Consider the following 6,774-nt stretch of genomic DNA (forward strand, 5'->3'; position numbering starts at 1 on the left):
GGTGGTCAGCGCAGTCCGGCGAGCTGGAGGAGCAGGGACTTCACATCGGTGGCCGCCACACGGTCACCGACGGCACGGGGGGTGGAACAGATGAGGAGCGGACCCTCGTCGTCGCTCGGGGGAAGCCGGCCGTGGCTGCCCCGGATGGGCGAGGGGTCCAGGGGGACGACCGCGAGGCGGTAGCGCATCCCGAGCTTCTTGCGGGCGACGGCCTTGGCCGCTTTGAGGCGTACATAGGGGTCGAGGGGGTCCATGAACAGCTCGACCGGGTCGTAGCCGGGCTTGCGGTGGATCTCGACCAGCTGGGCGAAGTCGGGTGCCCGGTCGTCGTCCAGCCAGTAGTAGTACGTGAACCACGCGTCGGGTTCGGCGACGGCGACCAGCTCGCCCGAGCGGGGGTGGTCGAGTCCGTGGGCCTTCTTGCCCTCGTCGTCCAGGATCGTCTCGATCCCGGGGAGATCCGCGAGCGCCTCGCGGGTCGCCTCCAGGTCCTCGGGGCGGCGTACGTAGACGTGCGCGAGCTGGTGGTCGGCGACGGCGAAGGCGCGGGATGCCATGGGGTCGAGGTACTCCATGGAGTCCTGGGTGTGCACCTCCAGCAGCCCGGCCCTGCGCAGCGCCCGGTTGATGTCGACGGGCCGGGAGACGGAGGTGATGCCGTACTCGGAGAGCGCGACGACGGTACGGCCCTCGGCGGCGGCCTCGTCGAGGAGCGGGGCGACGACGGCGTCGAGTTCGGCGGCGGCCCGGTGGGAGCGCGGGTCGTCGGGGCCGAAGCGCTGGAGGTCGTAGTCGAGGTGCGGCAGGTAGCACAGGGCCAGATCGGGCCGCCGGGTCCCGATGAGGTGCCGGGTGGCGTCCACGATCCACTGCGAGGAGACGATGTCCGCGCCGGGGCCCCAGAAGTGGAAGAGGGGGAAGGTGCCGAGTTTCTCGGTGAGTTCGTCGTGCAGCTCGGGGGGCCGGGTGTAGCAGTCGGGTTCCTTGCGGCCGTCCGCGTAGTAGACGGGGCGCGGGGTGACGGTGTAGTCGGTGTCGGCGCCCATCGCGTACCACCAGCAGACGTTGGCGACGGTGTAGCCGGGGTGGACGCGGCGGGCGGCGTCCCAGAGCTTGTCCCCCGCGACCAGTCCGTTGTGCTGGCGCCACAGCAGTACGTCGCCCAGCTCGCGGAAGTACCAGCCGTTGCCGACGATGCCGTGCTCGGCGGGGAGCGTCCCGGTGAGGAAGGTGGACTGGGCGCTGCAGGTGACGGCGGGCAGCACCGTGGTCAGCGGGGCGCGGGAGCCGGTGGCGGCCAGCTCGCCGAGGCGGGGCATGTGGCGCAGCAGCTGAGGGGTGAGGCCGACCACGTCGAGGACCAGCAGCGGGGTGGGGCGCTGGGCGGTGCCGCGATCCTGGGCGGTGCCGGGGCTCGGGTTCCGGCTCCCGCTCCCGCTGCGGCCCTGGCTCCCGCTCCCGCTCCCGCTCCCGCTCCCGTTCCCGCTCCCGCGCCCGTTCCCGCTCTGGCTCTGGCTCTGGCTCTGGCTCTGGCTCTCGGTCACGGCAGCTCCTTCAGCCCGAGGTCGATCAGCAGATCGCGGGCCAGGGTGAGTTCGGCGGCGATCCCGTCGGCGAGCCGGCCGCGCGAGCGGGGGCGCTGGTCGGCCGGGAGCGCCTGCCAGGTGTAGGTCTCGACCTCCAGATGCCGGGTCAGCGGCGTCGGCCCGCCGACCAGCCGGGTCAGGGCGTCCCGGAGTACGGGGAGGGTGGAGGTGAGCGGCGGGGCGGGCGGCGCGTGCAGCGGGACGTGGAAGTGTGAGCGCCAGGGGGTGTCGTCGGGCAGCGCGTCACCTGCGAGCGCCTCTTCGAGGTCGTCGGTGCCGAGCAGTCCCGCGGGCGTGCGGGCCCGGGTCTGGTGCAGGAAGCGGGGTTCGGCGAAGGCGGCCAGCGCCTCGCGCACCTCCGGCAGATGGGGCCGCTCGGCGTGGAGCGCGGCGGAGAGCTGTGCCTTGGGTACGGTGACGCCCGCGGCCGCGAGGGCGTCCAGGGCGGTGGCGGGGTCCTCGAAGGAGGTGGCGAGGTGGCAGGTGTCGACGCAGACGCCGATGCGGCGCGCGGCCAGGTCGGTGAGCGGGCCGATGGCGTCGGCGGTGGTCTCGACGGTGCAGCCGGGCTCGGGCTCCAGGGCGACGCGGATGGATTTGCCGGTCAGCTCCTCCAGCGCGTCGAGCCGTTCGGCGAGGGTGGCCAGCGCGGCGCGCGCGGTGCGGGCGGCGGTGTCGTCCCAGCCGGTGCGCCAGCCGAGCGGGAGCGTGGAGACGGAACCCTCGACGACGTCGTCGGGCAGCAGGGCGGCCAGCAGCCGGGCCAGATCGCTGGTGTGCGCGAGCCGCTCGGGGTCGGCCCAGTCCGGCTTGTACACCCGGTACTTGACCTCCTCCGCGCCGAATCCCTCGTACGGGAAGCCGTTGAGGGTGACGACCTCCAGGCCGCGCCGGTCCAGCTCCGCGCGCAGTCCGCGCAGCGTCACCGGGTCGTTGATCAGGGCCTTCGCGGCGTCCTTGGCGAGCCACAGGCCGATGCCGAGACGGTCGCGGCCGAGGCGTCGGCGCACCGGTTCGCAGTGGTCGCGCAGTTGGCCGAGGACCCCTTCGAGGGTCTCGGCGGGGTGGACGTTGGTGCAGTAGGCGAGGTGGACGGTGGAGCCGTCGGGGTGGCGGAAGCGCATGCGCTCACTCCCCGCCGCGCAGCACGGAGTTGCCCTCGTGGAGCGCCTCGGGGGCGGGGACGTCGAGCTGGAGTCTGCCGCTGAGCCCGTAGAACGCGACGGGGTTGTGCCACAGGACCGTCTCGACGTCGTCCGCGCCGAACCCGGCGGCGAGCATCGCGTCGGCGACCTTGCGGGTCTTGAGGGGATCGCTGTTGCCCCAGTCGGCGGCGGAGTTGACGAGCACCTTCTCGGTGCCGTGCTCCTTGAGGACGGCGACCATCCGGTCCTCGTCCATCTTGGTGTCGGGGTAGATGGAGAAGCCGAGCCAACTGCCGCTTCGGGCGGCCTCCTTGACCGTGGTCTCGTTGAGGTGGTCGAGCAGGACGTGTTCCGGCGGCAGGGCGGATTCCCGGACGACGTCGATGGTGCGGCGCAGTCCGGCGAGCTTGTCGCGGTGCGGGGTGTGGACGAGCGCGGGCAGGCCGTGTTCGGCGGCGAGTTGGAGCTGCGTGGCGAGCGCGGTGTCCTCGGCGGGGGTCATCGAGTCGTAGCCGATCTCGCCGACGGCCACGACGCCGTCCTTGACCAGATAGCGGGGCAGTTCGTCCAGGACCGGCAGACAGCGCGGGTCGTTCGCCTCCTTGGGGTTGAGGGCGAGGGTGCAGTGGTGGGCGATGCCGTACTGGGACGCCCGGAAGGGCTCCCAGCCGAGGAGTGCGTCGAAGTAGTCGAAGAAGCTGGCGGGCGAGGTGCGCGGCTGGCCGAGCCAGAAGGACGGCTCGACCAGGGCGCGGACTCCGGAGGCGTACATCGCCCGGTAGTCGTCGGTGGTACGGGAGGTCATGTGGATGTGGGGGTCGAAGATGCGCATCAGGACTCCTCGCCGGTGAGATGCGACGCGTGGTGCAGGTCGGCGGGTACGGGACGGCCCGCGGCGGTGCGCTCGGCCGCGAAGTCGGCGAGCATCCTGGCCAGTTCGGCGTCGCCGTGGGCGCGCCGCTCCAGGTCGGCGACGGCGCCGAGGGGCACCCCGGTGAACAGGCACTTGAGGACGGCGTGGCGCCAGGCGTGGGCGTCGAGGTGGGCCGCGGCGTACGGGCCGACGGCGGCGGCGACGAGCCGGGTGTCGTTGGTCCGCAGCGCGTCCTCGGTCAACGGCAGCGCCTCGGGCCCCGGCACCCGGTCGGGCAGGGCGGTCAGGACGGCGAGGCGTTCGGTGGCCGTGCCGCGCCGGTAGAGCCGGGTGAGGGTGACGGGCCGGGCGTCGGCCGCCGCGAGCAGCAGGGCGCGTGCGGGCCCGGCCAGGTCCGGTCCGCAGTGCCGGCCCGCGGCGGCGAAGCGCAGCTCCCAGGAGGCGGTGTCGTCCGCGTCCGCGCCGCGCCCGGCCGTGGCCTCGGCGAGCGCGGCGTCGAGCCAGGACGCGGCGTCGGCGGGGAGCAGCGCGGCGAGTTCCCCGCGGGTCGGTGTGCCGTGCGGCCCGTTGCCGTCCGGTGTGCCGCTCGGCCCGTTGCCGTCCGGTGTGCCGCTCGGCCCGTTGCCGTCCGGTGTGCCGTGCGGTGTGCCGCTGCCTTCCGGTGTCATGCCCTCTCCCCTGCCGCGCGGAGGAACTCCATGGATCTACGGGCCATTTCGGGTCCCGCGTGCGAGTGGCGGGGCAGCTCGACGACGGTCAGGCCCCGGTAGCCGATGGCCACGAGCGCGTCGAGGACCGGCGGGAAGTCGATCTCGCCTTCGCCGAACGGAAGGTGCTCGTGGACTCCGCGTCGCATGTCCTCGATCTGTACGTGGCACAGCCAGGGCGCCGCCTCCCGTACGCAGTCGGCGGGCGACGCGGTCTCCAGGCACTGGCAGTGGCCGATGTCGAGAGTGAGGCCGAGCGGTTCGGGGTCGCCGAGGAGGTGTCGGAGCCGGTGGAAGTCGGCGAGGCGGGAGACGAGATGGCCGGGCTCCGGCTCGACGGCGAGCGGGATTCCGGCGGCGTCCGCCGCTTCGAGTACGGGGCACATGGCCTCTTTCAAGCGCTTCCAGGCGGTGTCGGGGTCCGTGCCCTCCGGGGTGACTCCGCTGAAGCAGTGGACGGCGTGCGCGCCGAGGTCGGCGGCCACCCGTACGGCCGTGACCAGCAGCTCGATCCTGGCGGCTCGGCCCTCGGGGTCCGGGTCCAGGAGGGTGGGGCCGTGCTTGCGGCGCGGGTCGAGCACATAGCGGGCGCCGGTCTCGACGGTGACGTCGAGCCCCAGCTCGCCCAGCCGCCGGGCGACCCGGCGGGTGCGGTCGGGCAGATCGGCGGCGAGTGGGTCGAGGTGCATGTGGTCGAGGGTCAGCCCGACCCCGTCGTAGCCGAGGTCGGCGAGGAGCCCGAGGGCGTCGTCCAGCCGCAGGTCGGTGAGCCCGTTGGTGCCGTAGCCGAGACGTGGGCTCATGTCGGGCTCACCTTCCGTGCGAGAGTACGGGCCAGTGGCGCCAGGCCCATGACGCCGAGCGCGACCCCGGCCGCGCCGCCGCGCGCGGTCAGCGCGGCCTGGAGCGGGATCATCGCGCGGATGCCCCCGCCGACGGCACGCTGGGTGAGGGGCGGGGACGGGTTGAGCGCCGCGTGCAGCAGGGGCCGCCCGGCGGTGCCCGCGTAGACGGCGGCCAGCGCGGTGGCCAGTACGGGTCCGGCCCCGGGGGCGGTGGCGCCCGGCGGCGGTGTGGAGGCGGGGCGGTGCGGCCGCGCCACGGCCGCGCCCAGCACCCCGGTGAGCGTGAGCGCGGCGAGCGGCGCGGCCGTGGAGCCGCCCTGGGTCTCGCGGCGCGAGACGGTGGTGACGGCGACGGTGTGGGCGCCGAGCAGCGCGGCGGACGGCAGCGCGGCGCGGAGCCGGGCGGCACCCGTCGCACCGGCCCCCGTCGCACCGGCCCCTGTCACGGCGGCGCCCGTCGCACCGGCCCCCGGAGCCCCACCGGCTCCCCGCGTCCCACCGGCCGTCACCGTCCCGCCCGTCGTGGCCGTCGCGCCCAGCAGCAGGTCCAGCGCACGGGCGGCGCCCATCGCCGCCGGGCCCGCCGGGGTGTGCTTGAGCCACAGGTCGTACGACCAGACCGTGGCGGCGAGCGCCGAGCCCACCGCCAGGGCGGGCCGGCCCGCACCGGCGGCGAGGGCGAGGCCCGCCACCGTCAGACCGCCCGCCGCCGCGAGCGCGGCCGACGGGGAGATCCGGCCCGAGGGGATCGGGCGGTGCGGGCGCTCGCGCGCGTCCTCGGCGCGGTCCGCCCAGTCGTTGAGCGCCATGCCCGCCTCGTACAGGCAGAGCGAGGCCCCCACGGCGAGCGCGGTGCCCCGGCCGGGCCGTACCCCCGAGGTGACCGCGCCCGCCAGGGCGTCGCCCGGGACGGTGAACAGGGCCGACACCCGCAGCAGTTCGGCCCAGTCGCGGGCGCTCACCCGCTCTCCCCGGGCGCCTGCGCCACCGGCGCCAGCCGTTCGGCGAAGGCGAGCAGCGCCTCGAACTGCTCGGCGAGCGCGGCGGGTCCGCCGTCCGGATCCTTGAAGTAGAAGCCCAGCTCAGGCAGCGGGCCGCTCAGCCCAGCCTCGTGGGCGCGGGCCAGGAGCCGGGCCAGGTCGAGGACGAGCGGCGCGGCGAGCGCCGAGTCGCACCCCTGCCAGATGGTCTGGAGGATCATGCGCGAGCCGAGGAACCCGTCGAAGGCGATGTGGTCCCAGGCGGTCTTCCAGTCGCCGAGGGCCGGTACGTCGTCGATGTGGACCTCGCCCTCCGGCGCCGTGCCCAGGGTGTCGGCGAGGACGCGCTCCTTGCCCGCGTTCTTGGCGGCGGCCGCCGCCGGGTCGGCCAGCGCCGCCCCGTCCCCGCCGCCCAGCAGGTTCGTGCCCGACCAGGCCCGCACCGACAGGGCACGCTGGACGAACATGGGGGCGAGTACGGAACGGAGCAGCGTCTGGCCGGTCTTGCCGTCGCGGCCCGCGTGGGGAAGTCCGCGGGCCTCGGCGGCGGCGGTGAGGGGGCCGGTGCGCAGCCCGGTGGAGGGGGTGAAGTTGACGTACGGGCAGCCCGCCCGGACGTCAACTTCACCCCCTCCAC

General features: G+C 74.8%; 7 protein-coding genes. All 7 read right to left on the reverse strand.

Going from position 1 to position 6,774, the window contains the following annotated elements; translation table 11 throughout:
• Positions 1-5: 5 nt before the first annotated feature.
• A complete protein-coding gene (locus DVH02_RS14480) occupies positions 6-1,367 on the reverse strand; it encodes a nucleotide pyrophosphatase/phosphodiesterase family protein (protein WP_114624227.1) in 1,362 nt (453 codons plus the stop codon).
• 173 nt (positions 1,368-1,540) lie between these two features.
• Entirely contained in the window at positions 1,541-2,710 is a 1,170-nt protein-coding gene (eboE, locus tag DVH02_RS14485) for a metabolite traffic protein EboE (RefSeq protein WP_114624221.1), read from the reverse strand.
• Between the two features lie 4 nt (positions 2,711-2,714).
• The gene (locus tag DVH02_RS14490; protein ID WP_114624222.1) at positions 2,715-3,563 is read right to left on the reverse strand and encodes a TatD family hydrolase; all 849 of its coding nucleotides are present in this window, start codon (positions 3,561-3,563) and stop codon (positions 2,715-2,717) included.
• Complete coding sequence (locus DVH02_RS14495) at positions 3,563-4,273, reverse strand: EboA domain-containing protein (protein ID WP_199566283.1); 711 nt, start codon at positions 4,271-4,273, stop codon at positions 3,563-3,565. The genes DVH02_RS14490 and DVH02_RS14495 overlap by 1 nt, the downstream gene beginning before the upstream one ends.
• Positions 4,270-5,115: a sugar phosphate isomerase/epimerase family protein gene (locus DVH02_RS14500; protein WP_114624223.1), complete on the reverse strand. Its 846-nt coding sequence runs from the start codon at positions 5,113-5,115 to the stop codon at positions 4,270-4,272. The genes DVH02_RS14495 and DVH02_RS14500 overlap by 4 nt, the downstream gene beginning before the upstream one ends.
• Positions 5,112-6,119, reverse strand: a complete 1,008-nt coding sequence (locus DVH02_RS14505; protein WP_114624224.1) for an SCO3242 family prenyltransferase — start codon at positions 6,117-6,119, stop codon at positions 5,112-5,114. Before DVH02_RS14505 ends, DVH02_RS14500 begins: the two co-directional genes overlap by 4 nt.
• Positions 6,116-6,774: inositol-3-phosphate synthase (locus DVH02_RS14510; RefSeq protein WP_199566284.1), on the reverse strand; the 659-nt coding region annotated here is incomplete at its 5' end. The genes DVH02_RS14505 and DVH02_RS14510, both read right to left, overlap by 4 nt.

This window comes from Streptomyces corynorhini (assembly GCF_003346515.1).
Classification (GTDB): domain Bacteria; phylum Actinomycetota; class Actinomycetes; order Streptomycetales; family Streptomycetaceae; genus Streptomyces; species Streptomyces corynorhini.

What these genes read in the sequence shown, in the direction of transcription:
- eboE (WP_114624221.1), bottom strand. Translation starts at nt 2,710, where the DNA reads ATGCGCTTCCGCCACCCCGACGGCTCCACCGTCCACCTCGCCTACTGC.
- DVH02_RS14490 (WP_114624222.1), bottom strand. Translation starts at nt 3,563, where the DNA reads ATGCGCATCTTCGACCCCCACATCCACATGACCTCCCGTACCACCGAC.
- DVH02_RS14495 (WP_199566283.1), bottom strand. Translation starts at nt 4,273, where the DNA reads ATGACACCGGAAGGCAGCGGCACACCGCACGGCACACCGGACGGCAAC.
- DVH02_RS14500 (WP_114624223.1), bottom strand. Translation starts at nt 5,115, where the DNA reads ATGAGCCCACGTCTCGGCTACGGCACCAACGGGCTCACCGACCTGCGG.